Raw genomic sequence first — 26,732 nt, 5'->3', positions numbered from 1 at the left:
TTAGTTAGGGAGATTTAAATGAAAAAAAATCATGGGTTTACCTTAATTGAGGTATTAATTTCAATGGTTATTTTAGCGATTGGCTTACTGGGGTTGGCAGGCATACAAATGATGGGGTTGAAAAATAATCTGAGTTCTTATCAACGAGGACAAGCAACCTTACTGGTTTATGATATGGCTGACCGAATGCGAACCAATATTACACATGCTGAGTTAGGCTCAAATAGTCAATACGTTATGACGAACCCCTTAACGCAAGCGACTAAACAAAATGGATGCACCACTATTACAGGATCATGTACGCCCTCACAAATGGCAGAACACGATTTGTTTGAATGGAACACCGATATTACAAGAATTTTACCCAATGGAGTCGGGAAAATTGAAATTTTCGGCCCCTTAGCCAATAGGTCATTTACGATTTCGCTAACGTGGGATGATAAAAGTAAAATTAACGATGCTTATAAGACGAATGATGAATTAGAATTTAAAATGAGTTTTAAATTATGAAACAACTTCCTATAAATAGCGCGCAGCGTGGAATAACGCTCATAGAAATTATGATTGCGATGGTCATTGGCTTATTTTTAATGGGCGGGGTGATGCAGATTTTTTTGAGTAGCCAGCAAACCTATAAAATGCAAGATAATTTATCACGGATGCAGGAAAATGGTCGTTTTGCCGTTGAATTTATTAGTCGTGATATTCGGATGGCAGGGTATTGGGGCTGTTTAAAGACAGTGACTAATATAAAATCAATGCTCAAAAACGATGCAACGTTTGATAGCTTTAAAGAAAGTATTAATGGGGCTGATAATGATAGTACCAATAGTAATATTATAGATGGTACGGATAGCCTTATTTTAAAAGGGGTTTTAAGTTCAAATATTTCTTTAACGTCAATGCTTGATAGCCTTAATGATCCTAGCGTTAACATTGAAAACAATAGTAATCTTCAGAAAGGTGAAATTGTTTTGATGAGTGACTGTGCAATGGGGGATGTTTTTCAAATTACTAATTCACCTAGTACTGAACTTCGCCATCAAACAGGTGGAAGCTTACTCCCTGGAAATCAACATGATAAATTTCAAAAAATTTATGGCCTTGATGCTTATATTTATAAATTTAATTCGTATACATACTTTATCAAACAAAATGCGGCTAATAATGGCTCTGCACTTTTTAGAACCGCGAATGGTGGTGCTGATCAAGAACTTGTAGATGGCATTGAAAATTTACAAATTTTATATGGCGCCGATACAGACGGGGATAATACGCCTAACTATTATGTTCCCGCAGGTACGGTAGGCTTAAAAATGAGTAATGTTATCAGTGTTCGTATTACATTATTAGTGGTCTCCCCTGACGATAATTTAACCTCAAAACCCATTGTTTATACTTATAATGGTTCAGACGTAACCCCAACAGATAATAGGTTAAGAAAGGTTTTTTCAGCAACAGTGGCTGTTCGCAATCGACTTCCTTAAATTAAGGCGATGAATCATGATAAATAAAATAAATACATTAAAAAATCAATCCGGGGTTGTTTTGGTTGTGAGTCTCATCATGCTAGTATTGCTTAGTCTCATTGGCATAACGGGGACGCAAGTCACAGGGCTTGAAGAAAAAATGGCCAATAATAACCGCGATAAAAATTTAGCCTTCCAAGCCGCAGAAGCGGCTTTAAGAGCGGGTGAAATAAAAATAGAAAGTAAAACAACCACTGAAGAATTTGCCGCAACGACAGAAAACGGATTACTCTCTAAAGATGAAAGCGTTCCAGACCATTTTAATTCTAATACATGGACGGACAATGATTCTTTTTCGTTTGATGCAAACCTAGATCAAGTGAATATTCAACCCCGTTATTTTATAAAATACACGGGGGATCATGAAGTTCCTTGTATTAATACAGCGTCTTATGGCCAACCCTGTTCAGTGATTATTTCTTATTTTACAGTGACATCAAAAGGAACAGGCGCGCAGGATACCAGTGAAGCCTACTTGAGATTAAATTATGGTAAAGAATTCTATTAATTTGGAGACTAATATGATTATCCGCCCCTTTTTAAGTGGTTTTATTGGCTTTTGTGTACTGATAAGCTGTTCAATTAATACAGGGGTTGCCGCCCCTGGGAAATTAGCTGATAGCCCCTTATTTACCTCTGCAAGTAATACCCCACCCAATGTTTTTTTTGAGGTCGATGATTCAGGTTCAATGGATTGGGAAATCTTATTAAAGCATCATTGGGGACAAGCGTCTTATGACAATACCTGTTATGCCGCTAATCCCACTGCAAATCCTTGTCAGATAACCTCTGTTGAGCGTCCTGCCGGGACTGTTTATCGGTTTTATAATCCTAATTATGTTAATGATAATAATAGAAAAGAATTCGGTAATAAATTTTTAGATGCTGAATATTTATTCTCTAATTCCAGTAATTCTTATATCCCTTCCTGTGAGTTTACCGATTCCGATCCTTTAAAAAACTTTGATAGTCAAACTAAACGCCGTCCACTTGAATTATGTTCTGATGAAATTCAAAAAAGAGATTGGCGGATTAAATCATCTGCACTCAATGTTATGTACTATAACCCTAGTATTGAATACACTCCTTGGGATAAAGGCAATGGTGTTATTATGGATGACGCTTCCTTTTCTTCCGCAAGAGCAAATCCTCAGTCTGGTGCTGAGGGATATTCGATTAGAAAAGATTTAACAGGACTCGTTTATAACGTCTGGGAAGATACCCATGGGTTTAGTGGTTCACAACCTATCTTAGGAAATACTCGAACAGAGGTAGTCAATGGGGAAGTGGATTGGTGGGATGAGCATCTTCGTTATACTGTTAATAGTAGTTCTATTAAAGTTGAAAGAATCGGTTATCAAGTTTCCTCCTCTGATGTTACAGAATATGTAATCAGTACGAAAACACTTTCAGGCTCAACAAAATATGCAGAGCTTAATGATAAAAATGTTACAGAAGCAAAGCAAAATATAGCCAATTGGTATCAATATTCTCGAAACCGTGCTTTTGTCGCTAAAACCGCTATTTCAAAAGTTATTGCGGACAACCCTAAGTATTACTATGGGTTAAATTTTATTAATGATAGTAGTTTTCCTTATAACGGCAGTACTAGTAATTTTGTTGAAGTCCCAACAACTAGTACCGATTTAGCAACGCATAATGTCGATTTAGTCAAAGGACTTTTTAGTCTTGATTGGCCTAAAAAAAATACCCCCTTAAGAAAAGGTCTTAATAGAATCGGCCAATATTATGACAATACCGACGGAAAACGTAACCCTATTATTCAAGAATGCCAACAAAATTTTTCTATTTTATTTACCGATGGTTTTTGGAACATGAAAGAACCGAGTGGTGTCGGTGATGTCGATAGCGATGGGCATAGTTTAGGTACAGAGACAACCACTGTAGCTGATGTTGCCCGTCATTATTACACTAAAGATTTAAGCAGTTTAGATAATAATGTTATCGCCAATGACTTTGATACCGTAACCCATCAACACATGGTCACTTATACCGTCGCTTTTGGGGTTAAAGGCTTATTAGTCGATACCGATGGTGATGGTTGGCCAAACCCTGCTTTATTAGAAAATAGTCCTAATTGGGGTGACCCTTTTGGAACGAATGCAGCGAGTAATAATCGTAAAATTGATGATTTATGGCACGCGGCCTTTAATTCAAAAGGAAAGTTTATTTCCGCAGAAACCCCAGAAGATGTATCGCGGGCTTTATCCGATGCACTCACCAGTATTGGGGATAGAGTCGGTAGTATTGCATCCGTTGCCTTTAGTACGTCAGCCTTAACAGGAAGCACCGATGTTTATCTGGCACAATTTGAAAGTGCAGATAACCAATGGACAGGGGATTTGTTAGCTTACCCACTCTCTTCTAATGGGGATGTGAGTAGTACTAAACGTTGGTCGGCGGCGGATCAACTTAATACTCGCTCTAATCCTAGCAGCACTCGAAATATTTTTACTTATAACAATACCAAAGGCATCCCTTTTCTATGGAATGATTTAGTTACTGAGCAAAAAAATGATTTTAGACTGAACCCAAATAATTCCATCGCTGATGATACGAAAGCCGAGGCGCGATTAAAGTATTTGAGAGGCGATCAAGCACATGAAAAAGGACGGGCAACCGATAATTATAATTTCAAATACCGAAAATCCTTATTAGGCGACTCAATTCACTCAGAACCTATTTTCGTGGCTAAACCGCAATTATTTTGGCCAAGTGCCGCGCCTTTTCCAGAAGGCAGTAATAGTTACGAGGTTTTTAAAGAAAGTTCAGCAAAAAATAGAGAAGGAATTGTTTATGTAGGCTTTAACGATGGAATGCTTCATGGCTTTAAAGCCTCAGATGGTTCAGAAGCGTTTGCCTATATTCCTGCGACGTTATTTTCTTCCCATTCAGCAACGGAAGGGCTGCATTATTTAACCTCATTAGATTATAAACATCGCTATTATGTTGATATGCCCTTAACCATCTCAGATGCTTATCTTAATAATAAATGGCACACTATTTTAATCGGCGGCGGACGCGGCGGAAGTCGAGGATTATTTGCATTAGATATTACTGATCCCACTCAATTTACCCAAACAGCAAGCCATGCTGATAAACTCGTTCTTTGGGAGTTTGACGAAGAAGATGATGCTGACATGGGGTACACCTTCAGTAAACCCTCTATTGTTTTAATGAATAATGGACGCTGGGCGGCTGTTTTTGGTAATGGTTACAATAGCAGTGGCGATGGCACGGCCAGTTTATTTATTCTTTTTCTGGATGGGGGTAATGATGGAGAATGGACAGATGGATCGCAAGGCTCTAGCCTTGATTATGTTAAAATTAGTACCAAAACAGGCTCAATTAATCAAAACTCAACCTGTCTCTTAAGCAGTGATTGTAATGGTTTATCTAGCCCTCAAGCCGTTGATGTAACGGGAAATAAAGTTATTGATCGTGTTTATGCAGGTGATTTACAAGGTAACATGTGGGCATTTGATGTTAGTAGTGCAAATTCTTCTCAATGGGGAGTTGCTTATGGAACAAACAATAACCCTAAGCCTTTATTTATCGCAAAAGACTCCACTAACAAACCTCAGCCGATTACACAAAAACCCTTATTATCAAAACACCCTCAACAACTAGGCGGTGATCCTGATGTCTTAGTTTTCTTCGGAACAGGGCAATATTTAGTCGATGGCGATGCCAGTGATACATCTCCTCAATCTTTTTATGGCGTTTGGGATAACGGTTCAGATTCGATTAAACCCTCTGATTTAGTCAAACAAACCTTTGTCTCAGGTTCACTGACGAATAAAGGCAAGAATGTTAGCGATAGCATTAGAATTTTAACCGATCACGAAGTCGATTACGAAGGAGGACAGCATGGGTGGGCGATTGACTTAACCGCTGCCCCAGGTGAGCGAATGATTGTTGATGCCGATTTAAGGGGGGATTTTCTTTCTTTCAATACTTGGATTCCAGAAGGAAGTGCCTGTGGTTCAGGTGGAAGTGGTTTTTTAATGCTGGTTAAGCTACTGAATGGTGGAAATCCAGAAGGGGTCTTATTTGATGTTAATAATGACGGGAAGGTTGATAGTGTTGATAAAATTGGGGTTTCAGGGGGCGATGCGTCCTTTGCCAGTGGAATAGTTTATTCTGTAGGTTTCCCTGCTTCCTCGGTTTATTTTAATAAAAAACGCTATATTGATATTGACAACCCGACAGCGGTTACCAACTTCAGTAAGGGTTATACAGGACGCTTATCATGGCAAGAATTACGGCGCTAACGCTTTAATTTAATAGTCAATAAGTTTATTAACTTATTGACTAAACTCTATTTGCAAACACTGACTAAAACAACTAACCATGCAAAATACAATTATAAATTTAAGAAAAAAAAAGGGCTTTACCCTAATTGAATTATTAATAGCCGTCGCTATTGTCGGCATTCTTGCCTCTATTGCTTATCCAAATTATTCAGATTATATTATCCGTTCACGCAGAGAAGATGCTAAAGGGGCGTTAATGGGCTTATCTAATGCGATGGAGCGGCATTTTACCGAAACAAATAGCTATATGAAGGCCGCCGCAAATAATGCTGATACAGGAAGACCCGGTATCTTTGCTCAAACAAGCCCAGTCGATGGTGGAAAAGCGTATTATAATTTGAATATCACAGCGGCCACTCAAACAAGTTATACCCTAAGAGCCACCCCCATTACAGGAAGCGGACAAGATACCAATGGATTTTTAGAAATTCAAAACACGGATGCTAAAGGTCGATGGGATCAGAACAATAATAATCGGCTAGATACCAGCGAAACAAGTTGGGATTAAAAAAATTCAAGCAAACACCTAAGACGCTATTAGAAAAATAGTGTCTTAATTTCGTAGCCAATTAATCTCTTTAGCCGTTTCAGAATTAATCACACACTGGTTTAAATTCCTTGCCATGACCGCCTTTGTCATTGATAAAGGAATCCGTGCCGTCATAATTTCAGCTTTCTTTTGTGGATAAAGCGGACGCTTATCAGGATTAGCATAACCGTGTGGAAATAAGGGTTGATTACGCGCCCCATATTTATCCGTTGCTCCCACAGTATGCAATAGTTCATGAGCAATAATAATATTATTTTGAGCTTGCTGTCTTTTATCCGCAAAGGCATGAACAATCGCTAAAAGCCCCTTATCTAGCCCCAAAGAATGCGCTAAGACTTGTTCATCATCAATTCGATGATAATACACAAAAATGCGGACTCGATGATGATTTGAAACCGAATCAGGAGTGTGTAACCAAGCCCAATAACGAAACGATAATCCCCACCAAATAACCGTTAACGGATTAGAAAAAGACATCGGGGTTTCAGGTGGAAATTCGGTTAAAACCGAGCCTAGCGTTATAGTAATTGGTTGTGCCACCGTCAACGAATATTTTTTACTTTCACGCTTAAAAAACAATTCAATTTCGGTAAAATCCTTATCACTTAAATGCTGGATATAGTCCCGACTCGTAAGACTGTGATCAATATTCATAGGATAGATAATAACGGGTAACGGTTCCACCCATGATTGGGATTTTAATTTTTGGGACTTACTGTAAAAAGCGACAAAGGCTAAAATAAATAATAAAATTAAAACTCTAATTGCTTTAAAAAGTTTCATAATTACGAATAAGGCGTTAAAGAAACTTCTTCTATCTGCGTATTCTTAAGATTAAATCCACGCAATTCTAAAACACCCTTAGTATTTAAAGAAATTATAAGATAGAGCGCGTCAGGATAATTACTTAAGGCCAAATCCGTTTTGGAAGGATACGCGGGTGAATGAGGATGAGAATGGTAAATCGCAAATAATTTCTCCCCATGTTCCCGCAGTTCTTTAAACGTGGCAATTTGTTCAATCGTATTTAAGGTAAACTTATTTCTAGGTTGAGAGTGAACGTTAGTAATCGGATAACAACGGGTTACAACCCCTTCAATCGCTCCAATCACCCCACAGACCTCCGTTTCTTTTGAGGAGAGTGCGTGAGATAATAATTGCTGAATTATTTTTAGAGGAAGATTAAATTCTTTCTGATTTATCGAAGTCATAGAGAGTAGTGAAAAAAACAAAGATTAAAATAAAACATAAAGCCCTGATAGTTTAGCTAGATAATGCCATCGGCTACCCACTTAAGATGGGGCAAATTGAGGTTAAGCCTCGCTCTACAGTGTCCCGTCTTAAATTGGTAACCACGCCATCGAATAACGCTTAATATCAATAGTTTCAGATAACGGAACTTTTTTTAATAAATTAGTTGCAAACTGCTGACAATAATAAGGAATTTGCAAGCTCCCTTTGGCTCCAAAACCATTAAAAATAGCCAATTGTGGGTACTTAGGATGGAATCCTATGAAGGGCTGTTTATCGAGCGTACACGGGCGAATATTAGCTTGTTGTTTCGTTACTGTTGCCATTTTTGTTTCAGGTAAGACCGTATGCAAACACGTTAATAAATCATGCCGACCCTTTGAGGTGAGTTGAGTATTAATACGCTCACGATCAAAGGTCGCCCCCGTACGAAAACTAGAGCCATCCAAAGGAATCATCCATTGCCCATAATTCAATAAATAATCGGCTAAAGGCTGTGGACTCTTTAAGGTTAAAATTTCCCCTTTAGCGAGTTGAAAGGGTAACTTAGAAAACCACGGATTTTTATAGGCTAAATAGCCTTCACAAAAGATTATTTTTTGAGCGGTTATTGAATCATAGCTCACCGTTTCTCTGAACTCAATGGCCTCGTAATCAAAGGTACTTTGTTGATAGCTGTCGTGTTCAATAAAAAACTGTTTTAGCGTGTTAAGCAAAATTTGAGTTTGTAAGTACCCTGTTTGTTTTTGTTCTAAAATGGGGACATTAAAACGTGTTGTTTCAATAATATCACCTAAATAATCAGCGTAATCCGAATTTTTTAAGCGTTTAATCGCGTGTTGATGTGCTTTTGATGAGGTTAACAGCCGTAACATAGGTTTTTCAATATAAAATTTTTGCTGAAAAAAATACGCTAAATAATTATAATACTGTTGAGCAGCGGGCAATAAAAAATCGACCTCAGCTGATTTAACAAAACGCATCCCTGTGACGGGATTAATTAACCCTGCGGCAATTTGTGAGGCATTTTCAACGCCCTTATCAAGGATAACCACCTTAAATCCCCGTTGAATTAATTCAAAGCCCAATAAGCTACCCGCCAAACCTTGACCTATTATTAAAAAATCAACTTTTTTCACCCTTAGCCCCTTAGTGTTGAATCAGCGTTTCAATCCGTTTTTTCATTGCGTTCACATCAAACACCCCTGTTTTTTTAAAGCTAATCTGACCTTGCGGATTAATTAAAAAAGTCGTTGGCGTTAATTGAACCTGCCCAAAGGCGTTGGCATGAGCTGAACGTAAATCTAAAGCAACATCATAAGGAATTTTTTTCGCCTTTGTCATCGCAACCACATGGCTGGGTATATCATAATATAGAGTAACCGCAACCATCTCTAACCCTTGGGAATGATACTTATTATACAACGCAATTAAATCGGGGACTTCTTCAATACAACTTTTGCAATCAGTCGCCCAAAAATTAACCAGTACCGCTTTCCCACGCCAGTCTTTTAAAGTAATTTTTTTTCCTGTAATCGTGGTAAAGGTGATGTCAGGCGAGTTCTCTAAGATTGAGTGATACCCAACCCAGATCCCCGAGATAACAAGGATTAAAAAACAAATAATAAAAAAGCGGTATTTCATTGATTTTTTTACTTAGAAAGGGGGTGAATGAGCCATGATACAATGGATCGTCTTAATTTCAATATTTAATCCATTTTAAAAAGAGCGTATTAATCATGAAAATAGCCATTGTTAAATTATCCGCCTTAGGTGATATTGTTCATGCAATGGTCGCGTTACAATTTATTAAACACCATGATCCTACGATTAAAATTGATTGGATTGTTGAAGAACGTTTTGCCCCTATTTTGCAGGATAACCCCGATATTAATCAAATTTTAACGGTTAATTTAAAAGCATTAAAGCATCACAAAGGGGCTATTTGGCAAGAAATTAAAAAAGTTAAACGTTACGCTCGTCATCATTACGACCTTGTGATTGATGCGCAGGGGTTATTAAAATCCGCTATTACAGCAATGTTTTTAGGAAAAAAATTAGCAGGCTTTGATCAAAATTCTATTCGAGAAACCTTAGCCAGTTATTGTTATCACATCAAAGTTCATAGCCCTTATGAGACGAATACCATTGATCGCAATGCTCATATACTCTCCGAGCCTCTTGGTTTTTCAATTACGTCCCAACAAATTCATCAAAAAAAAGCATTTTTATATTTTAAAGAACCTAAAGACATATTTGCTCATTATCTGAAAAAACAAGGTAAAAATATACTCTTCGTGATTGGTTCAACGTGGGAAAGTCGTAATTACCCGAAAGAAAAATTTCTACAAGTAGCAAATCAATTACAACATAATGTCTTGATTACATGGGGAAATGAACTTGAAAAAGAAAAAGCCGAATGGATTGCCGCCCGTTCTGATTATGCACAGGTTTTACCTCGATTAAATCTTAATGATTTAAAAGCCTTAATCGCTCAGATGGATTTAACCTTGGGCAATGATACAGGACCTGCCCATTTAGCCTGGGCTTTAAATAAGCCCTCCATTATATTATTCGGTTGTACGCCCGTCAGTCGGGTTTATCAAACGGAGATTAATAAAGTGATTAAATCCGACTCCATTGTTAATCCGTATAAACTTAATAAGCACGATTATTCTATTCAAACGATTAACGTGAATGACATTGTAACCCTCTGTCATCGCCTTATAAAAATAAAACTTTCCTCCTAAAAGTAGACTAAACTTTAAACAAAATTTCACCCCCTATAAAATTCAAATCACAACAACTTATGATAGATAACAAAACGCGTATTGTTTTTTTTGCGGCCAATCCTAATGATACCAGTCGATTAGCCATTGATACCGAGTTTAATGAAATCAAACAGTTGCACTTGAAGGCATTACAACGTGAAAATTTTATACTTAATTACAGTCCTGCGACCGGTGATGATGATTTACAACAGCAATTGCTGAGTTTTACCCCTGATATTGTCCATTTTAGTGGGCATGGTGAATTAAATGGGTTGTATTTTCAAAATAATAATAATGAATCTCTTTTTATTCATCAAGATTCGTTAGCGGATTTTTTTAAACTTTTTGAAGGACGTATTCGTTGTTTGTTATTAAATGCCTGTGATAGCGAGCCGCAAGCGGAGGCTATTGGTCAGTATATTGATTTTGTGATTGGTATGAATGCGCCGATTGGGGATAAAGCGGCCATTGCCTTTGCAAAAGGATTTTATCGGGCTTTATTCAGTGGTGAAGACATTGAAAATGCCTATTTGTTTGGCTGCAGTGCCATTGATTTAGCAGGAATTGATGAATATCAAACCCCTATTTTAATCCAAAAATCAAATCATGTCGAGGACGCTAACCTCACCGCCATTGATATGACTCAGATTGAAGAACCCGAAGGACAAGTTCCTCTTTGCTCTTCTTTTTATATTAACCGTCCGCCTATCGAAAAAGATTGCTATAGTGCCGTTGAAAAACCTTACGCCTTAATTCGTATTAAAGCCCCACGGCAGATGGGGAAAACCTCCTTATTATCACGGGTTTTAAATCATGCTGAAAAAGCAGGGCAACGGACGGCCATTTTGTCATTTCAAGAAGCCGACAGTGAAATTTTTTCAAGTCTTGAGTCCTTATTACAATGGTTTTGTGCGGCAACAGCCGAACAATTAGGCTTAGATGAGAATCTTGAAACCTACTGGAAAGGGGTTTTAGGGGCAAAAAGTAAAACAGGTAATTATTTTCAAAAATATTTATTAAAAGAGGGCTTATTAACCCTTGGACTGGATGAAGTTGATGAAGTTTTTAAACACCCCGATATTGCAGGGGATTTTTTAGGATTATTGCGTGCGTGGCATGAAAAAAGTAAAAATAATGCCATTTGGAAAAACTTACGCTTAGTCATTACCCATTCTAAAGAAGTTTATATTCCCTTACACCTCAATCAATCGCCTTTTAACGTCGGCTTGCCCATTGAATTATCTGAATTTACGCGGGAACAAACGGTTAAATTAATGCAAGGGCATGGCTTAGAATGGTCCACCTCGCAACTCGACCAATTTATAAAAATGGTGGATGGTCACCCTTATTTAGTCCGTCAAGGGCTTTATCAAATTGCCAAAAAAAGTTTAACCTTAGCGACTTTTTTACAACTAGCTCCCACCGAAGAAGGGTTATATCGCAATCATTTGCGTCGACACCTATTAAATATTCAACAAGCGGAGTTAGAAGCCGTCACCTCAGAAGTTATGAATGCCGATTCCCCCGTGTTAATTGATAGTAGCGATGCGTTTAAATTAAAAAGTTTAGGCGTTGTTCGTCATCGTGGTAATGACGTTGAACCTTTGTGTGATTTATACCGATTTTATTTTCAAGATCGTCTATGAGTAACTACCATGTGGGCGGGACTTTACCGCCTGACTCGCCTTCCTATGTCTATCGACCTGCCGATGATGAACTCTATCAAGGATTAAAATCAGGCGAATTTTGTTATATTTTAAATTCTCGGCAAATGGGAAAATCCAGTCTCCGTATTAAAACCATGCAACGAATGCAAGCGGAAGGAATTATTTGTTTAGGGGTTGATATTACTGAAATTGGCAGTGTTAATATTACCGATGAAGAATGGTATGCAGGCTTAGTAGATACTCTGGTTAATGGATTGGAAGCGACTAATCTATTTTTACAACACGGTAATTTTGATTTAAATGACTGGTGGGAAACCCATCACTTATTATCCCCGCTTCAACGTTTTGGAAAATTCATTGAAACCTTGTTATTACCGCTCAACCAACCGCTTATTATTTTTATTGACGAAATTGATAGCATCCTCCCCTTACCATTCAAAGAAGATTTTTTTGCACTCATTCGGGCCTGTTTTAATAATCGCCAAGAGAAAGCCGCTTATAAACGGATTACATTTGCTATTTTTGGCGTAGCAACCCCCTCTGATTTAATTGGCGATAAAGGACGAACGCCGTTTAATATCGGTAAAGCGGTTGAATTAACAGGCTTTGAATTACCTGCTGCGTTTGCACTCGGTAAAGATTTTGATGCCAATGACGTGATTACCCACGCGTTATTAACGGAAATATTAATTTGGACAGGCGGCCAACCTTTTTTAACCCAAAAAGTCTGTAAATTAGTGGCTGATTCAAAACTCACGACCGGTCATGATCTTCAAAAACTCATTCAAAAAAATATTATTGAGAATTGGGAGTCTCAAGATATACCGCAACATTTTAAAACCATTAGTGACCGTATAAAAGCGAATGAGCGTGTTTCAGCCGAGTTACTCGGTATTTATCAGCAAATTGTAATGCAAGGCCAGATAAAAGCCGATGATAGTTATCCACAAATGATTTTGCGTTTAACAGGCATTGTGGTTAAACAACAAGCCCAGTTAAAAATTTACAATCGTTTATACGCAGATATTTTTAATCTTGAATGGGTTGAAACGGAATTAGCCGCCTTACGTCCTTATTCACAAGCCTTAATGATTTGGGAGTCCACGGATCGTAACGATAATTCACGCCTCTTAGTGGGTCAAGCCTTAGATGATGCGCTCGCCTGGGCGCAAAATAAAAATCTGACTCCGTCTGATTATCAATTTTTAGATACATGTCGAGAAGCGGTGATTCAGGAACAAAAAAAACAGACACAACGCTTTAAAGTTTTTTCAACCATTAGTTCATTACTTTTTATTACCGCGTTATTAAGTACAGGCTTTGGCTTCATGCAATGGCAACAAGCTAAAAAAAGTACGCAAAAAGGCTTAAGAACACAATCTTTATTTTTAGCGGATTTAGCGGTTCAACAAATTCAAAAAGGCGATGAAGTAACTGCCATGTTATTAGCATTAGAAGCATTACCCAAAAATAAAGATAATAATGAACGTCCTTATGTTCATCAAGCCTATAGCGCACTTTATAATGCCATGGTTCGTAAAAAAGAACGCTTGCATTGGCACTATGATGAAATAATCACCGCCGCCGCGTATGCGCCTAATAGCCCTATTTTAGCGATTGCACTCGCGAATGGCTGGATTTATTTGGTTGATAAAGAATCAGGCAACTTGCTGAATCGGTTTGAAGCGCATAAAAATTCAATTAGTAGTCTACGCTTTAACCCGACAGGGGATAGGATTCTCACTTCATCCGATGATAATAGTGCAAAAATGTGGGATTTAGCGGGTCAGAAACTAAGTATTTTTGAAGGCCATCAAGCGGTTGTTATCAGCGCAATTTTTAATCCTATGGGCGATAAAGTATTAACCGCCTCGGATGATAATACCGCTAAACTTTGGGATTTAACGGGTCAAGAAATTGCTAATTTTAAAGGCCATTACGGCTGGGTCAAAAGTGCGGTTTTTAACCCCGCAGGCGATCGTGTTTTAACCGCATCAAGCGATGGTACGGCAAAATCATGGGATTTGACAGGCCAATTATTAGTGACTTTTTCAGGACACCAAGGAACGGTTTCAAACGCCTTATTTAATCACGCAGGCGATCGCATATTAACGGCCTCTTGGGATAAAACCGCTATTTTATGGAACTTGAACGGAGAACAATTAACCCATTTTAAAGGCCATAAAAATAAAGTTAGAAAAGCAATATTTAGTCCCTTTGATGACAAAATATTAACGGCCTCAGATGATAAAACAGCAAAATTATGGACCCCTAAAGGGCAAGAGCTAGCCAGTTTTATAGGACATCATGGACGAATTATAGACATTACGTTCAATCCTCAGGGAACTAAAGTTTTAACGGCCTCCAATGATAGCATCGCTAAATTATGGGATTTAACGGGACATGAATTAAACAGTTTTAAAAGTCATCAAGATGTCATTTCAAGTGCTATGTTTAATCCACAAGGCAATAAAATTTTTACGACCTCGATTGATAATACCGCAAAATTATGGGATTTAAGTAATCCGCAATTAATTAGTTTTAACGATCATAATCATACCGTTTTTGATGCGGTATTTAGCCCGTTAAGTGATAAAATCTTAACGGCATCCGCCGATTATTCGGCCAAATTATGGAATTTATCAGGTCAACAATTAGTCAGTTTTGAAGGCCATCAATACGATGTCGTTAGTGCTGTCTTTAATAAGGCAGGTGACCGAGTGTTAACCGCCTCTAAAGATAAAACGGCTAAATTATGGGATTTAAACGGTCATGAATTAACCCAGTTTAAAGGTCATCAGGGCTGGTTAAGAAAAGCAATTTTTAATACGATAGGGGATAGAGTTTTAACAATCTCAGATGATAACACAGCAAAATTATGGACGATAGAAGGTGACAACATGGTGACGTTTAAAGGCCATCAAGGGGCTATTATTGATGCCAACTTTAATCACACAGGCGATCGAATTGTCACCACGTCCAGTGATAATACCGCTAAACTTTGGGATTTAACAGGCCGTGAACTCGCTACCTTTAAAGGACATTCCGCCCCTGTTGTTTCCGCTGAATTTAATTCGACAGACGATAGGGTTTTAACTGCATCCGATGATACAACGGCAAAAATATGGGCTTTATCAGGGCAAGAATTAGTCTCGTTTGAAGGTCATCAAGATTGGGTTTTTACCGCTGTATTTAATCCCGACAGTGATCTAGTTCTCACCGCCTCAAAAGATAAAACGATTAAATTATGGAATTTATCAGGTCAAGAACTGGCCAATTTCAAAGGTCATCAGGGGGGCGTTAGATCCGCTTTATTCAATCATAAGGGCGATAAAATATTATCCGCATCGGCTGACAACAGTGCAAAATTATGGAATTTACAAGGTCAAGAACTGGTGAGTCTTGAAGGTCATAAACGCCCCATTTTTTCTGCGGTCTTTAATCGTTCGGATGATAAAATTCTTACCGCCTCAGAAGATACGACCGTTAAATTATGGACTTACCCGGCTACCCCGCAGGCATTAATTAATTCGGCAAAAAAAATAGTTCCTCGTCAATTAACGGAAACACAAAAAAGACAGTTTTTTCTGGATACGGAGAATAGGTAAATGAAAATACTCAAATTAGTTTACCGATCATTAGAGCATCTGGTATATTCACCCCTAAAAGTAATTGAAATGGTAAATGTAAAAAAGTACACTATTTACTTGTCTTTAAATCAAAATAATAAAAATTATTAACTAGGAACCCTTTATGTCAGAAGTATTTTTTATTTTAACCACGGTTTTTGTGGCTTATGTTGTTTTTTCTGTTGTTAACGATGAAAAGAAAAAAGTACAAAAAGAGAGTCCACCTAAAGAGCCGGTACCCGTGGCTACATCTAAGGTAGACGACATTAAACCCGTCACTAAAGCCGCAACTAACTCGCCTATTTCACATTCTGACGTAGAATCGGGTAGTATTCGTAACCCTGAAACAGGTGACATTGCTAAAATTCCTAATAATTATCGATTTAGTAAACGTTGGATAAAAGAAGTTTTAGTTAAAGAAGGTTTACTTGAAAAAATTTATAAAAATAATGAGTTAAACGATGATATTAATGCCAAAATAAAACAAGCTCTTGCTGATTTACAAGCCATAGAAAAGTATCAGCCTTAACGCTCACTATTTATTTGGAGACGCAATTATTTGCGTCTCATAGTGATCCTTTTTAGCCTTTAGCATCGAATGTTGAGCCAACAGGTTTAAACTGATGTAAATCAATCGTTGCTTCCTGATTATCCACCGCACATCCCCATAATAACGCCTCATCTTGATTAAAACGCTTCCCTAATTGATAGGCAATTTGTGCGCGTGCAAGTTCCACCCCCAAATAAAAACTATGCCCCCCATCATTTTTAAGCGTTAGTTTAGGGTATAAATCAAATGGGTCGGTTGCGGTATTTAAACCATCACGATTATAAATATGAATCCCTTGATTACTCACTTGAATTCTAAAACTAGGGTCTTTCACGTTAGCTGCAAACGCTTTAATTTCATCAAGTTCATAAGGAAAGGGGGCGGGTTCATGAAGACTGATGAGACCTGAATCAATATGTTTAGGCAGCATTTTATTTTTGTGCGCTGCAAACATTATCCGCCGTGCTAAATCAGCTTCTCTAATGGCACATCGCGCGTGTTGGCTTACTTCGGTGGCTAAAATATGATTAATATTTAATTCGGAACAAATGCCCATTAAAATCGCATTCATGCCGCCTGTATCCGCATGGGTTAATTCGGTAATATTACCCACGCCAAGCATCATTTCTATCTCAGGGTGTTGTTGTCTAAACTGATGATAACGTACAATTGACTCCGTAAATCCAAAATGAATAGGATCTAAAATAGGATCAACAATAAAATCTTTGTTTTGTGTTTGTAAGTAACTAATCGCGTGATTAAGCGAGGTTAAATCACCATGTTGAGCTGGAATCAAAATAGGCGTACTGGCGACTTCATCCGCTATCCAAACACTATCATTAGTAAGACTCAGCATATAATCAGCCCCTGCTTTACCCCCTCTGATTAAATCATCACTTTCCACTGAATCAATACTGACCTTAAAACCTTCGGTCTTTAAGGTTTGAATCATTTCCTCAAGTTGTGGAAAGGGCGTTTCAGGTAAACAACCAATATCAATAACATTCGCCCCCTGCCGTTGATAGTAATACGCCCGTTCAACCACCGCTTCAACACTCATATTAGGCGCATCCACGATTTCTGCAAAAATTTTAACTTTATATGTATTTATATCAATTTTATGCGCCTGTTTACCAAAAAATTGAGGTAAATCTTTGAGTTCATTCGGGCCTCGTTCGACAGGTAATCCTAATTTTTTAGATAAACGATCTAAATCGCCCCGACATCGCCCAGGTACTAAAATCCTATCGGCATTAAAGGTTTCTTTTAAGCGGCGTTCGATCATTTCAGCGGTCATTAAGGCAGCCACTTTTAAACCCAGTTGATGAACTTGATAATCAAATTCAGGCTGCATTTTTTCTAAACTATGCTGTAATTGTGTTTCGGCTAAACGACCGGTTAAAAAAAGAATTTTTTCACTCATACAACACAGTCTAAACGATGATTAACAGCGATTATCAATTCATCCACGCTTTCGACCACTTGAGTGTACTCAAATTCACGAATTTTTGCGGTGCCTTCCAAATCAATTTTACGCGGATAAACCATTACTTTTCCACCCGGTGCGGTGGTTTCCATCACAGGCGCAATATCACAGGGATAAACCAGACTGGTTACGCGACATTTTCCTGCCTGAGCATATAAATTCGTCACCAATGAATCCGCAATCCCTAAAACACATTTAGCAATGGTATTCGAGGTGGTCGGAGCCATAACGAAGGTATGATAATGATTTTTATAAAATAACCCCACAGGTGGAGCGGATGCCGCTTTATCACGATAAACAGGCATGGTTTGTTTTAATTCATTAATATCAAGACCGTACATTTTTAAGACTTCTTCACCCGCCTGACTAATATAAAGATCAACATTATTTAAGGTTAAAATAAACTCTAAACACGCTTCAATATAGTGACCTGAGCCTGTTATTGCCCAAGCTAAACGAGGTTGATTCATAATTATCTCAATAAGTAATGATAGATCTGGTTTATTATACGCGAATCAATTTTTTATTTTAAAACGACAGGAGTTTTTTAACGATGTTTAAATGCTTTGATCACCCTTTAATTATGGGTATTTTAAATGTAACCCCTGATAGTTTTTCAGATGGCGGACACTATCATCAATGCGATAAAGCCTTGAAACACGTTGAAAAAATGATAACAGAAGGGGCCGATATTATTGATATTGGCGGTGAATCGACACGACCTAATTCTATTTCTGTCTCTTCAGGTGAACAAATTGCACGAGTTATTCCTGTCATTAAAGCGATTCGTCGCCAGTTATCCCAAACGATAACAATTAGCATTGATACCACCTTAAGTACCGTTGCAAAAGCCGCGTTAGACGCAGGGGCGACGATCATTAATGATATTTCAGGGGGGCGAGACGATAAAGAAATACTCACCGTTGCCGCTGAAGCCGCTTGCCCTATTATTCTAATGCACATACAAGGCACCCCACAGACTATGCAAGATAACCCCTATTATGATGAGGTTGTTAAGGATGTTTTAGCGAGCTTGCAAGCGAGTATAAACAACGCATTAGTCGCGGGTATCAAACAAGAGAATATTGTCATTGATCCAGGCATTGGGTTTGGAAAAAGAAAACAAGATAATATTGATTTACTTGGGCAGTTAGATCAATTTGTTGCCACGGGGTTTCCTGTTTTATTAGGAACCAGTCGTAAACGCTTTATGGGCAGTATTTGTAATGTTTCAGAGTCAAATGAGTTAGTGAGCGCAACCACCGCAACCACCGCACTAGGCGTGATGTCAGGGGTACAGTTATTTAGAGTTCATGATGTTAAAGAAAACCGTCATGCAGCAGATATTGCATGGGCTATCAAAAAATCAATGAATCAAGGAAACGAGTCAGCCTTTCCCAATTTAAAAACCAACTAAGCAATCATCTCTCAAAAGCGGGTGAAAAAAAATGAAAATAGCTGTTTTATATACGGGAGGAACGATTGGTTGCCTTCCTGATTTAACAGGGGCTTTAAGTCCCTTACCTTACGATTCATTTAAGGCCGCATTTACAACCTATATTACCCCCATTATTCAAGCACGATGGCCACATACATGGGTTGATGTCATTGGATTTAAGACTATGACAGGACCGCTTACGTCACTAGACAGTACCAATTTACAACCCCATGACTGGTGCTTAATCGCTACACAGTTATTGGATATTTACCTCAACTATGATGGTTTCATTGTGTTACACGGAACGGACACCATGGCTTGGACGGCTTCGGCCCTGTCTTTTTTATTCACCGCGCTGGACTGTAATGGAAACCCTATTGCTGTTTTGGATAAACCTATTATTGTTACAGGGTCGCAATTGCCCTTATTTGAAGGGGTCAATGAGACGGTAAACGGCTTTAACTATAATACGGATGCCTATCAATCTATTTTTGGTTCAGTTTCATCCATTTTTAGCGGGATAACCGAATCCTGCCTATTTTTTAATCGAAAATTATTACGCGGAAATCGAAGTATTAAAACCAATGCCAGCCTGTTTGATGCGTTTTCATCGCCTAACTACCCACCTCTAGCAGAAATAGGGATTGATTTTTCATTAAACACACATCCTTACCCCCTATTATTCCCTCCTGAGATTGGATTAAGCCATTCAAATGGCATTCCTTTGACGCACTTACGCAACCAACTGACTTATATTTCAAATAACCTTAATAATGCCCTAATACTCCCCTTTTCCGCCTTTCCTGCTTATTACAATACCACCGCTACGCTCAATAATAACTACCTTGCGGAGGTTTTAAATAAAATTTTGGAAATTCCACAGTTAAAAGGTTTAATTCTCGAATCTTATGGCGCGGGTAACTTTCCCTCAGGGAATCCTGATAAGGCCAGTGACGGGGCTATTTATCAAGCGTTGGCACAGGCAAATGCGTCTGGAATTACGATTATAAACTGCACTCAAGTACTTGCAGGCACGGTTAATGCCAATGCTTATGCTGCGGGGGCGTGGATGAACGAGGTCGGATCAGTGGATAGTTATGACATGATTTCGGTTGCCGCTTTGTGTAAACTAATTTACCTCAATACATTACGTCATTATAATGACAATAACTGGAATCAAACCCTTATTAAAACACTCATGCAGACAAATATGGTCGGTGAAATCATGCCCTTACCCGTTTAAATAGTTAGGCTACTAATTTAAGACAGAACAAGTTGAGGTTAAGCCATTCGAGCTAAGTTTGTCGAAGTATGAATGGCTTAACCGTCCGCCCTTCGACTGGATTCAGGACGAACGGTTAAGCCTTACTCCGTCGTATCTCATCTTAAGTTGGTAGCCAATCGTTAAGAGTGGGGCGCTTTAGACCTCTGTTTTCCAATGGCCGCATAACTAATTAGAAACGCTAATAAACAACACCCTGCGGCAACGCTGTAAACAATCGTCGCACCGAACACTTCCCAATAATAACCACTTAAAAAACTACCCATCATTCCCCCCAGTCCAAAACTGGTACTGCTATAAAGAGCTTGTCCTTTGCCTTGATGCTGATTACCAAAATAGTGATGCACGAGATGAATAGCCGCGACATGAGAGGAACCAAATGTCGCCGCATGTAGACATTGTGCGCCAATGAGCCAATAAATAGACTCGGCTTCTAAACCAATAATCAGCCAACGGGTCATACTTAAAAAAGCACTCCATAATAAAATACGGCGTAATGAAAATAAGGCCAATAATTTTTGCATAAAAATAAACAAAATCACTTCGGCAACAACCCCTAACGCCCACAACCCGCCAATAATACGACTGCTATAACCGAGTTCTTTTAAATAAACCGAATAAAAAACATAATAAGCCCCATGCGCTGCTTGCAAAAGTAGATAGGTCATAAAAAAGGCAATCACTTCTGGTTTTTTGATAATTTGCCAAATACTTTTGCCATCTGCATGATGGGTGATTATTTTGGCTTCTGGGGTTATCAGTGCGGCCAGCCAAATAGCGATCAGAAACCCGCCTGTAATTAAAGGTAATAACGTTAATGAGTAATTATCTAATAATTCGCCAATAACAATTACCGCAATAATAAAACCAATGGATCCCCATAAACGAATTTGACTATACCGATGAGGCTGATTTTTTAGATGAAATAAAGTAACCGCTTCAAATTGAGGTAACGCCGCATTCCAAAAAAAACTAAAGCCCAAGGTCATAACAGCAAACCATAAATAGCCCGTTTTAAATAAAAACCCCGAAAATAAAAAAGCCGCTAAAAAAGAGGCCAGTCGAATAATTTTAAGACTTTTTCCTGTCCGATCTGCAATAGCCCCCCAAAGATTAGGCGCAATGATTTTTGTTGCCATCATTAAGGCGGAAAGTTCGCCAATCTCTAACGCATTAAAGCCTGCGTTTTGTAAATATAAACTCCAATAAGGTAAAAAGGCACCCAGTGCTGCAAAATAAAAAAAATAAAAGCTAGAAAGTCGCCAGTAAGGAACACGCATTACGAATAAATAATCAGTAGAAATTAAAAAGCCGTCTTACAGACGGCTTTCTTAACGGTTTAAAAATTGACATAAAAGAACTAAATTTTATCTATATCCTTTTCACAAATAGATTAACGATATTCAACATATTTGCGGCGTACAATTTGATATGGACGAATGATATAACCTAATGGCGCACTCCAAACATGAACTAAACGCGTAAAAGGAAAGAATAAAAAGACACTCATCCCTAAAAATAAATGAATTTTATATAAAAAACCAACCTCTGATAATAAGGTGGCATTCGCTTGAAAAGTCACTACACTTTGCGCCCAGTTAGCTAAGGAAACCATTGCCGAGGCATCACCACTTATCGCGTGATAAATAGATACAGGAATAGTTAACAGGCCAACTGCCAAGGTCACTAATAACCAATCCAGAATAAAAATATCCATAAAATGACTATTTGCTCTTACGCGGGGGTTATTCATTCGACGTTTCCACAAAATAACGCCACCCATCATACACAGTGAGCCAAAAACCGCCCCTGCCATAATAGCTACATATTGATGGGCCATATCTGAAATCCCCAAGCCTAAAAACCATGAGTGAGGCGTGAGGAGTCCTGCCGCGTGACCAAAAAATAACGCAAGTACGCCAATATGAAAAAGAATACTGCCTTTACGTAACTGTTCTTTTTCAAATAATTGGCTAGAATCCGCTTTCCACGTATATTGTTCTCGGTCAAAGCGTATCAGACTCCCTACTAAAAAGGTGGTCAAAGCAATATACGGATAAACACTAAAAAGTAAATTTTCCATGATAATTCCTAGGCTGCAATATCAACAAGACGACCGTGACGCTGTACGACTCTAAGTAATGGTGCGTACGGACTATTTATTTTTTCAAGATTTTTGGCAATGATGTCAGAGACATGTGAGCTTTGCTGTAAAAACAAGCGAACATCAATTTCAGTTGTTAAGGTCGAAACATATTCCAATACCAACGGTAAATAATCGGGTAATTCTCCCTCTGAAATTTCAAAGCCTTCCGCCTTGTAATAGTCAGATAAATCAACTAAAGCAGGGCCTCGTTCTCTGTCTTGCTCTTCAAATAAATGATGCGTTAGATAGAGTGCATTATCAGGGGTAAAATCAAAGGTATTGACATAATGCGCTTGGTATTCTGTGAGTGAAAGCGCACTCGCCCAACCCATAAAATCTAATAAGGCTTGTTGGTCCTCGTCACTGGTTAACGGAAGTTGGGGAATTAAGTTTTTAATTTCATCCCAATGCTCACGCAATTCTGCTTTAGGGTATTCCAATAATAACGACAATATTTTATAAACTTGCATTAAACGGGCTCACTTCCTGATGTTTTTGCCGCAGGTTGCCACGGTTTAAATTCCATCACATGTTCCATTTGTTTACGTTTTTCAGGAAATAACGAGGCATTTGGACTAATACTACAGCCTTCATTACCAAAACTAAATCCATTTTGACCTTGAAAAGCGTAAGGATCATCTTGACGTAGCTCTTCATTGCTCGTTGGAATGACAAAGCGATCTTCATAATTCGCAATCGCCATATAACGATACATTTCTTTGACTTGGGCTTCGCTTAAGCCAACTTCCTCTAACACCGCTAAGTCGGTTTTACCCTCAACATTTAATGAGCGGTAATAACTTCGCATTGCAATCATTCGTTTTAATGCCAATACCACAGGTTCTTCTTTTCCTGCTGTGAGCATATTCGCTAAATATTTAATCGGTAGCCGTAATTCTTCTAATTTTGGAATGGCTCCATCAGGCGATGTTTTAAGATTGCCTTGATCGATTTGTGATTGTACAGGGGATAACGGAGGGATATACCAAACCATCGGCATGGTACGAAATTCAGGGTGCAATGGAAAAGCAACCTTCCACTCAACAACCATTTTGTATACAGGTGAATTTCTCGCAGCTTCCATCCAAGACTCAGGAATACCATCTATTTTTGCCTGTTTAATCACTTCTGGATCATTAGGATCTAGGAAAATATCTAATTGGGCTTGGTATAAATCTTGAGTATCATCCATTGATGCTAATTCAGAAATACGATCCGCATCGTATAACATCACACTGTTATAACGAATTCGACCCACACAGGTTTCTGAACAGACGGTAGGTAAACCCGATTCAACACGAGGGTAACAACCTGTACATTTTTCAGCTTTACCGGATTCCCAGTTATAAAAAACTTTTTTATAGGGGCAGTTGCTAATACACATTCGCCAGCTACGACATTTGTCTTGATCCACTAAAACAATGCCGTCTTCTTCACGCTTGTACATCGCGCCAGAAGGGCAAGAGGCTACGCAGGATGGATTAATACAATGGTTACACATGCGAGGTAAAAACATGTGGAAAGAGTTTTCAAACTCACCATACATTTCTTTTTCCATGTCATTAAAGTTAGTATCTTTACTCCGCTTTGAAAATTCACCCGCTAGACCATCTTCCCAGTTAGGCCCCCAAGCAATTTTTTCTATTTGACTGCCATCTAACAATGAATAAGGTCGTGCGGTCGGCGCGGCTTCAACGAGAGGACTCGTTTGTAAATGGGCGTAATTATAGGTGAACGGTTCGTAATAATCATCAATCAAGGGCATATCAGGATTCATAAAAATATTACGCAAACGTTGGCGACGACTGCCTGATTTAAGCTCTAATGAACCATTATTAACTACCCAGCCGCCATTCCATTTTTCTTGATCTTCCCAGTTTTTAGGATAACCAATACCGGGTTTAGATTCTACATTATTAAACCAAGCGTATTCTACTCCTTTACGGTTCGTCCAAACATTTTTACAACTGACAGAACAGGTATGACATCCAATACATTTATCCAGATTAAATACCAACGAAAAATTTGCACTTACTTTCATATTTCTAACACCTCGTGTTTGAAGGGAGTATGGCTTTATTATATAACGGGTTTAATTATTGAGCTATCAATTTAAGCTAGGTTAAAAAACTAAAGTTTACAAAAAACACGGGGGGTACAAGCTATGTTTTGTACGTTGATCATTAATGCAAGAATAAGAGGGCGACATGAAGCACCGACTCGTTATCATTATAGGTGATAATTAGTTATAAACTATCGTTTTCACCCGTCATGACTTTAAGGGAAACGCTCCCGATAACGCTCGGTATAACGCAATATGATATTCAATTAACTGTCTTTGGGTATTTAATTGACTTCGCTCTAAACCTTGCTGACTTAAAGCACTAGAAAGTACACGTAAAAAACTTTCGGCCCCATTCATATAACGCAGTCTAATTTGCTGATTAGCTTGTTGAGAAAGATGAACTTGTCGCGCTAAACTTTCAACTAATTTTTGCTGTTGTTGCTGTTGAATTAATGCGTTCTCAATTTCTTGTACAGCAACTAATAAAGTCGTCGCATAATTATTTAAAGTCGCTTTAGCCCGTGCTTGATTATATTCTACTTCGGCAACACGCCGATGCCCATCAATAATAGGTAAGATTAAATTTCCAGCTAAGGTCGCTAACCAGTTGTTAAATAAGGATTGTAAATTAGGATCCGAAGTATCAATCCCCGCTGAAAGACTCAGTTTTGGGAAGCGATCGGCAATAGCTGCTGCAATGCGCTGATCTGCCGCTTGAACTTCAAAATAAGCTTTGCGTAAATCAGGACGACGTTGAATTAAATCCGAAATCAAGCCTGTTTGGGGAAGCGGTGGAATGACAGGAAACTGGCTTGCCTTTGGAATATTAAGGGTTGTCGGCGTTTTACCTAATAGAACCGCTAGTTGATGTTCTAATACGTGAATCGTTGCCACAACCGATGTTTTGTCGCCTTTAATACTTTCTAACAATTGTTGTTGTTGAAAAACATCCGCCGCCGTTGCTTGCGACACTCTAAAGCGTAACATTAATATTTCAGTATGTTTTTGATTCGTTTCAATTTGTTGCCCTAATAACGCTAACTGTTGGCGTTGCTCAATTAAACGATACCAATTATTAGCAATTTCGGCGGATAATGAAATCGCTATGGTCTGTAAATCTTCTTTTGCGGCATGAAAATCCAGTTCTGAGGCATGTAAACTCGCACGAATACGTCCCCATAAATCCACTTCATAACTTGCAATTAAACCTAAACTAAAATTATCCGTACTCAAACCATCGGTGATACTATGTGAACTGGTGAATGTCGCATCAAGCGTAGGGACTAAAGACGCGCCGCTTTTTTTAGCAATCGCTCTTGCTTGTTCTACACGATCATAAGCTGATTGTAGTGAAAAGTTATTACTTAATGCTTGATCAACCAGATAATCAAGTTCTTTATCGTTAAAAACTTGCCACCATTTTTCGGTCAGTGCTATTGACCCAGTTGTAGAAAAAGTTTCAGGAAGACTTACGGGAGGAGGAACTTTTTTAACATCAACCGAACAAGAAACGGTTAACACTAAAAAAAAGAAATTTATAAAAAAAAGATAATAGCGCATTCTAATCGTGTGGATGATCATTGCAAATCTTTGATGATTCATTTTAAAATCATCAATCACTAGGACAGCGATTTGAAAGGATGATTTAAAGAAATAAAAAAGAGTCAGCCTATAAGCCGGGTTTTGTTAAAAACAGTCATTCATCTAGGCGACAAGTCACCTTGTCGCTCAAGCAATCTACCCAGAAACGATGCGGGTAACACCTCTGTTTCTCTATTTGATCTTGCTTCGAGTGGGGTTTACCTTGCCACGCCTGTTACCAATTGTGCGGTGCGCTCTTACCGCACCTTCTCACCCTTACCGAATCTTAACTAATTAAGATCAGGCGGTTTAATTTCTTCAGCACTTTCCGTAGGCTCACGCCTCCCAGTCATTATCTGGCACTCTACCCTATGAAGCCCGGACTTTCCTCTCTTCTATCATTACAATAAAACAGCGACTGCTCAGCCGACTCTCAAATGTTATTGTACA

At 38.5% G+C, this 26,732-nt stretch carries 22 protein-coding genes and 1 other RNA gene; 11 read left to right on the top strand and 12 right to left on the bottom strand.

What is annotated here, in order from left to right:
- Positions 1–18 precede the first annotated feature (18 nt).
- The 5 genes from pilV (at position 19) to Q9M50_10685 (ending at position 6,374) form a co-directional block, all read left to right on the top strand.
- Positions 19–510 (top strand): type IV pilus modification protein PilV, encoded by a 492-nt coding sequence (pilV, locus tag Q9M50_10705; protein MDQ7091095.1) that lies wholly within the window; start codon positions 19–21, stop codon positions 508–510.
- Complete coding sequence (locus tag Q9M50_10700) at positions 507–1,487, top strand: PilW family protein (GenBank protein ID MDQ7091094.1); 981 nt, start codon at positions 507–509, stop codon at positions 1,485–1,487. The genes pilV and Q9M50_10700 overlap by 4 nt, the downstream gene beginning before the upstream one ends.
- A gap of 16 nt (positions 1,488–1,503) precedes the next feature.
- The gene (locus Q9M50_10695; GenBank protein MDQ7091093.1) at positions 1,504–2,037 is read left to right on the top strand and encodes a PilX N-terminal domain-containing pilus assembly protein; all 534 of its coding nucleotides are present in this window, start codon (positions 1,504–1,506) and stop codon (positions 2,035–2,037) included.
- 13 nt (positions 2,038–2,050) lie between these two features.
- Entirely contained in the window at positions 2,051–5,824 is a 3,774-nt protein-coding gene (locus tag Q9M50_10690) for a PilC/PilY family type IV pilus protein (GenBank protein MDQ7091092.1), read from the top strand.
- Between the two features lie 79 nt (positions 5,825–5,903).
- Complete coding sequence (locus Q9M50_10685) at positions 5,904–6,374, top strand: type IV pilin protein (GenBank protein ID MDQ7091091.1); 471 nt, start codon at positions 5,904–5,906, stop codon at positions 6,372–6,374.
- Between the two features lie 45 nt (positions 6,375–6,419).
- Here the strand turns inward: Q9M50_10685 and Q9M50_10680 are convergent, their stop codons facing one another.
- The 4 genes from Q9M50_10680 to Q9M50_10665 form a co-directional block, all read right to left on the bottom strand.
- The gene (locus Q9M50_10680) at positions 6,420–7,199 is read right to left on the bottom strand and encodes a hypothetical protein (GenBank protein MDQ7091090.1); all 780 of its coding nucleotides are present in this window, start codon (positions 7,197–7,199) and stop codon (positions 6,420–6,422) included.
- Positions 7,200–7,201: 2 nt separating this feature from the next.
- Positions 7,202–7,627 (bottom strand): M67 family metallopeptidase, encoded by a 426-nt coding sequence (locus Q9M50_10675; protein ID MDQ7091089.1) that lies wholly within the window; start codon positions 7,625–7,627, stop codon positions 7,202–7,204.
- 129 nt (positions 7,628–7,756) lie between these two features.
- Complete coding sequence (locus Q9M50_10670; protein MDQ7091088.1) at positions 7,757–8,806, bottom strand: FAD-binding oxidoreductase; 1,050 nt, start codon at positions 8,804–8,806, stop codon at positions 7,757–7,759.
- Between the two features lie 10 nt (positions 8,807–8,816).
- Positions 8,817–9,311 carry a TlpA disulfide reductase family protein gene (locus Q9M50_10665; GenBank protein ID MDQ7091087.1) on the bottom strand — a complete coding sequence of 165 codons (495 nt, stop codon included), beginning with the start codon at positions 9,309–9,311 and terminating at the stop codon, positions 8,817–8,819.
- A gap of 95 nt (positions 9,312–9,406) precedes the next feature.
- Between Q9M50_10665 and waaC the strand changes: the two genes are divergently transcribed.
- From waaC to Q9M50_10645, 4 genes are all read left to right on the top strand, one after another.
- Entirely contained in the window at positions 9,407–10,417 is a 1,011-nt protein-coding gene (waaC, locus tag Q9M50_10660; protein MDQ7091086.1) for a lipopolysaccharide heptosyltransferase I, read from the top strand.
- A gap of 59 nt (positions 10,418–10,476) precedes the next feature.
- Entirely contained in the window at positions 10,477–12,084 is a 1,608-nt protein-coding gene (locus Q9M50_10655) for an AAA-like domain-containing protein (protein MDQ7091085.1), read from the top strand.
- A complete protein-coding gene (locus Q9M50_10650) occupies positions 12,081–15,713 on the top strand; it encodes an AAA-like domain-containing protein (GenBank protein ID MDQ7091084.1) in 3,633 nt (1,210 codons plus the stop codon). The genes Q9M50_10655 and Q9M50_10650 overlap by 4 nt, the downstream gene beginning before the upstream one ends.
- A gap of 145 nt (positions 15,714–15,858) precedes the next feature.
- Complete coding sequence (locus tag Q9M50_10645; protein MDQ7091083.1) at positions 15,859–16,263, top strand: hypothetical protein; 405 nt, start codon at positions 15,859–15,861, stop codon at positions 16,261–16,263.
- 52 nt (positions 16,264–16,315) lie between these two features.
- On the opposite strand, the gene Q9M50_10640 is transcribed toward Q9M50_10645, so the two are convergent.
- Positions 16,316–17,707 (bottom strand): DUF6513 domain-containing protein, encoded by a 1,392-nt coding sequence (locus Q9M50_10640; GenBank protein ID MDQ7091082.1) that lies wholly within the window; start codon positions 17,705–17,707, stop codon positions 16,316–16,318.
- Positions 17,704–18,240 carry a flavoprotein gene (locus Q9M50_10635; protein MDQ7091081.1) on the bottom strand — a complete coding sequence of 179 codons (537 nt, stop codon included), beginning with the start codon at positions 18,238–18,240 and terminating at the stop codon, positions 17,704–17,706. Before Q9M50_10635 ends, Q9M50_10640 begins: the two co-directional genes overlap by 4 nt.
- An 83-nt stretch (positions 18,241–18,323) precedes the next feature.
- Here Q9M50_10635 and folP point away from each other — a divergent pair, with 83 nt between their 5' ends.
- Together folP and Q9M50_10625 are read left to right on the top strand one after the other, a co-directional pair.
- Positions 18,324–19,187: a dihydropteroate synthase gene (gene folP, locus Q9M50_10630; GenBank protein MDQ7091080.1), complete on the top strand. Its 864-nt coding sequence runs from the start codon at positions 18,324–18,326 to the stop codon at positions 19,185–19,187.
- Between the two features lie 31 nt (positions 19,188–19,218).
- Positions 19,219–20,451: an asparaginase domain-containing protein gene (locus Q9M50_10625; protein ID MDQ7091079.1), complete on the top strand. Its 1,233-nt coding sequence runs from the start codon at positions 19,219–19,221 to the stop codon at positions 20,449–20,451.
- A 161-nt stretch (positions 20,452–20,612) separates the two neighbouring features.
- Here the strand turns inward: Q9M50_10625 and Q9M50_10620 are convergent, their stop codons facing one another.
- The 6 genes from Q9M50_10620 to rnpB all read right to left on the bottom strand — a co-directional run bounded on the left by Q9M50_10620 (position 20,613) and on the right by rnpB (position 26,716).
- Entirely contained in the window at positions 20,613–21,770 is a 1,158-nt protein-coding gene (locus Q9M50_10620; GenBank protein ID MDQ7091078.1) for an MFS transporter, read from the bottom strand.
- 113 nt (positions 21,771–21,883) lie between these two features.
- Positions 21,884–22,573 carry a respiratory nitrate reductase subunit gamma gene (gene narI, locus Q9M50_10615; protein ID MDQ7091077.1) on the bottom strand — a complete coding sequence of 230 codons (690 nt, stop codon included), beginning with the start codon at positions 22,571–22,573 and terminating at the stop codon, positions 21,884–21,886.
- Positions 22,574–22,581: 8 nt separating this feature from the next.
- On the bottom strand, positions 22,582–23,106 hold the full coding sequence (narJ, locus tag Q9M50_10610) for a nitrate reductase molybdenum cofactor assembly chaperone (GenBank protein MDQ7091076.1): 525 nt from the start codon (positions 23,104–23,106) through the stop codon (positions 22,582–22,584).
- Positions 23,106–24,677 (bottom strand): nitrate reductase subunit beta, encoded by a 1,572-nt coding sequence (gene narH, locus Q9M50_10605; protein ID MDQ7091075.1) that lies wholly within the window; start codon positions 24,675–24,677, stop codon positions 23,106–23,108. The genes narJ and narH overlap by 1 nt, the downstream gene beginning before the upstream one ends.
- Before the next feature lie 228 nt (positions 24,678–24,905).
- Positions 24,906–26,282, bottom strand: a complete 1,377-nt coding sequence (locus tag Q9M50_10600; GenBank protein MDQ7091074.1) for a TolC family protein — start codon at positions 26,280–26,282, stop codon at positions 24,906–24,908.
- A 75-nt stretch (positions 26,283–26,357) separates the two neighbouring features.
- Positions 26,358–26,716, bottom strand: an RNA gene (gene rnpB / locus Q9M50_10595) — RNase P RNA component class A.
- Between the last annotated feature and the right edge of the window lie 16 nt (positions 26,717–26,732).

The sequence above is a fragment of the Methylococcales bacterium genome (assembly GCA_030949405.1).
GTDB lineage: Bacteria > Pseudomonadota > Gammaproteobacteria > Methylococcales > Methylomonadaceae > WTBX01.
The sequence above is the reverse complement of the archived record's forward strand: the minus strand, read 5'-3'. Positions and strand labels throughout refer to the sequence as shown.

Coding starts and splice junctions, on each gene's coding strand:
- pilV (MDQ7091095.1), top strand. CDS start 19: ATGAAAAAAAATCATGGGTTTACCTTAATTGAGGTATTAATTTCAATG.
- Q9M50_10700 (MDQ7091094.1), top strand. CDS start 507: ATGAAACAACTTCCTATAAATAGCGCGCAGCGTGGAATAACGCTCATA.
- Q9M50_10695 (MDQ7091093.1), top strand. CDS start 1,504: ATGATAAATAAAATAAATACATTAAAAAATCAATCCGGGGTTGTTTTG.
- Q9M50_10690 (MDQ7091092.1), top strand. CDS start 2,051: ATGATTATCCGCCCCTTTTTAAGTGGTTTTATTGGCTTTTGTGTACTG.
- Q9M50_10685 (MDQ7091091.1), top strand. CDS start 5,904: ATGCAAAATACAATTATAAATTTAAGAAAAAAAAAGGGCTTTACCCTA.
- Q9M50_10680 (MDQ7091090.1), bottom strand. CDS start 7,199: ATGAAACTTTTTAAAGCAATTAGAGTTTTAATTTTATTATTTATTTTA.
- Q9M50_10675 (MDQ7091089.1), bottom strand. CDS start 7,627: ATGACTTCGATAAATCAGAAAGAATTTAATCTTCCTCTAAAAATAATT.
- Q9M50_10665 (MDQ7091087.1), bottom strand. CDS start 9,311: ATGAAATACCGCTTTTTTATTATTTGTTTTTTAATCCTTGTTATCTCG.
- waaC (MDQ7091086.1), top strand. CDS start 9,407: ATGAAAATAGCCATTGTTAAATTATCCGCCTTAGGTGATATTGTTCAT.
- Q9M50_10655 (MDQ7091085.1), top strand. CDS start 10,477: ATGATAGATAACAAAACGCGTATTGTTTTTTTTGCGGCCAATCCTAAT.
- Q9M50_10650 (MDQ7091084.1), top strand. CDS start 12,081: ATGAGTAACTACCATGTGGGCGGGACTTTACCGCCTGACTCGCCTTCC.
- Q9M50_10645 (MDQ7091083.1), top strand. CDS start 15,859: ATGTCAGAAGTATTTTTTATTTTAACCACGGTTTTTGTGGCTTATGTT.
- Q9M50_10640 (MDQ7091082.1), bottom strand. CDS start 17,707: ATGAGTGAAAAAATTCTTTTTTTAACCGGTCGTTTAGCCGAAACACAA.
- Q9M50_10635 (MDQ7091081.1), bottom strand. CDS start 18,240: ATGAATCAACCTCGTTTAGCTTGGGCAATAACAGGCTCAGGTCACTAT.
- folP (MDQ7091080.1), top strand. CDS start 18,324: ATGTTTAAATGCTTTGATCACCCTTTAATTATGGGTATTTTAAATGTA.
- Q9M50_10625 (MDQ7091079.1), top strand. CDS start 19,219: ATGAAAATAGCTGTTTTATATACGGGAGGAACGATTGGTTGCCTTCCT.
- Q9M50_10620 (MDQ7091078.1), bottom strand. CDS start 21,770: ATGCGTGTTCCTTACTGGCGACTTTCTAGCTTTTATTTTTTTTATTTT.
- narI (MDQ7091077.1), bottom strand. CDS start 22,573: ATGGAAAATTTACTTTTTAGTGTTTATCCGTATATTGCTTTGACCACC.
- narJ (MDQ7091076.1), bottom strand. CDS start 23,106: ATGCAAGTTTATAAAATATTGTCGTTATTATTGGAATACCCTAAAGCA.
- narH (MDQ7091075.1), bottom strand. CDS start 24,677: ATGAAAGTAAGTGCAAATTTTTCGTTGGTATTTAATCTGGATAAATGT.
- Q9M50_10600 (MDQ7091074.1), bottom strand. CDS start 26,282: ATGATCATCCACACGATTAGAATGCGCTATTATCTTTTTTTTATAAAT.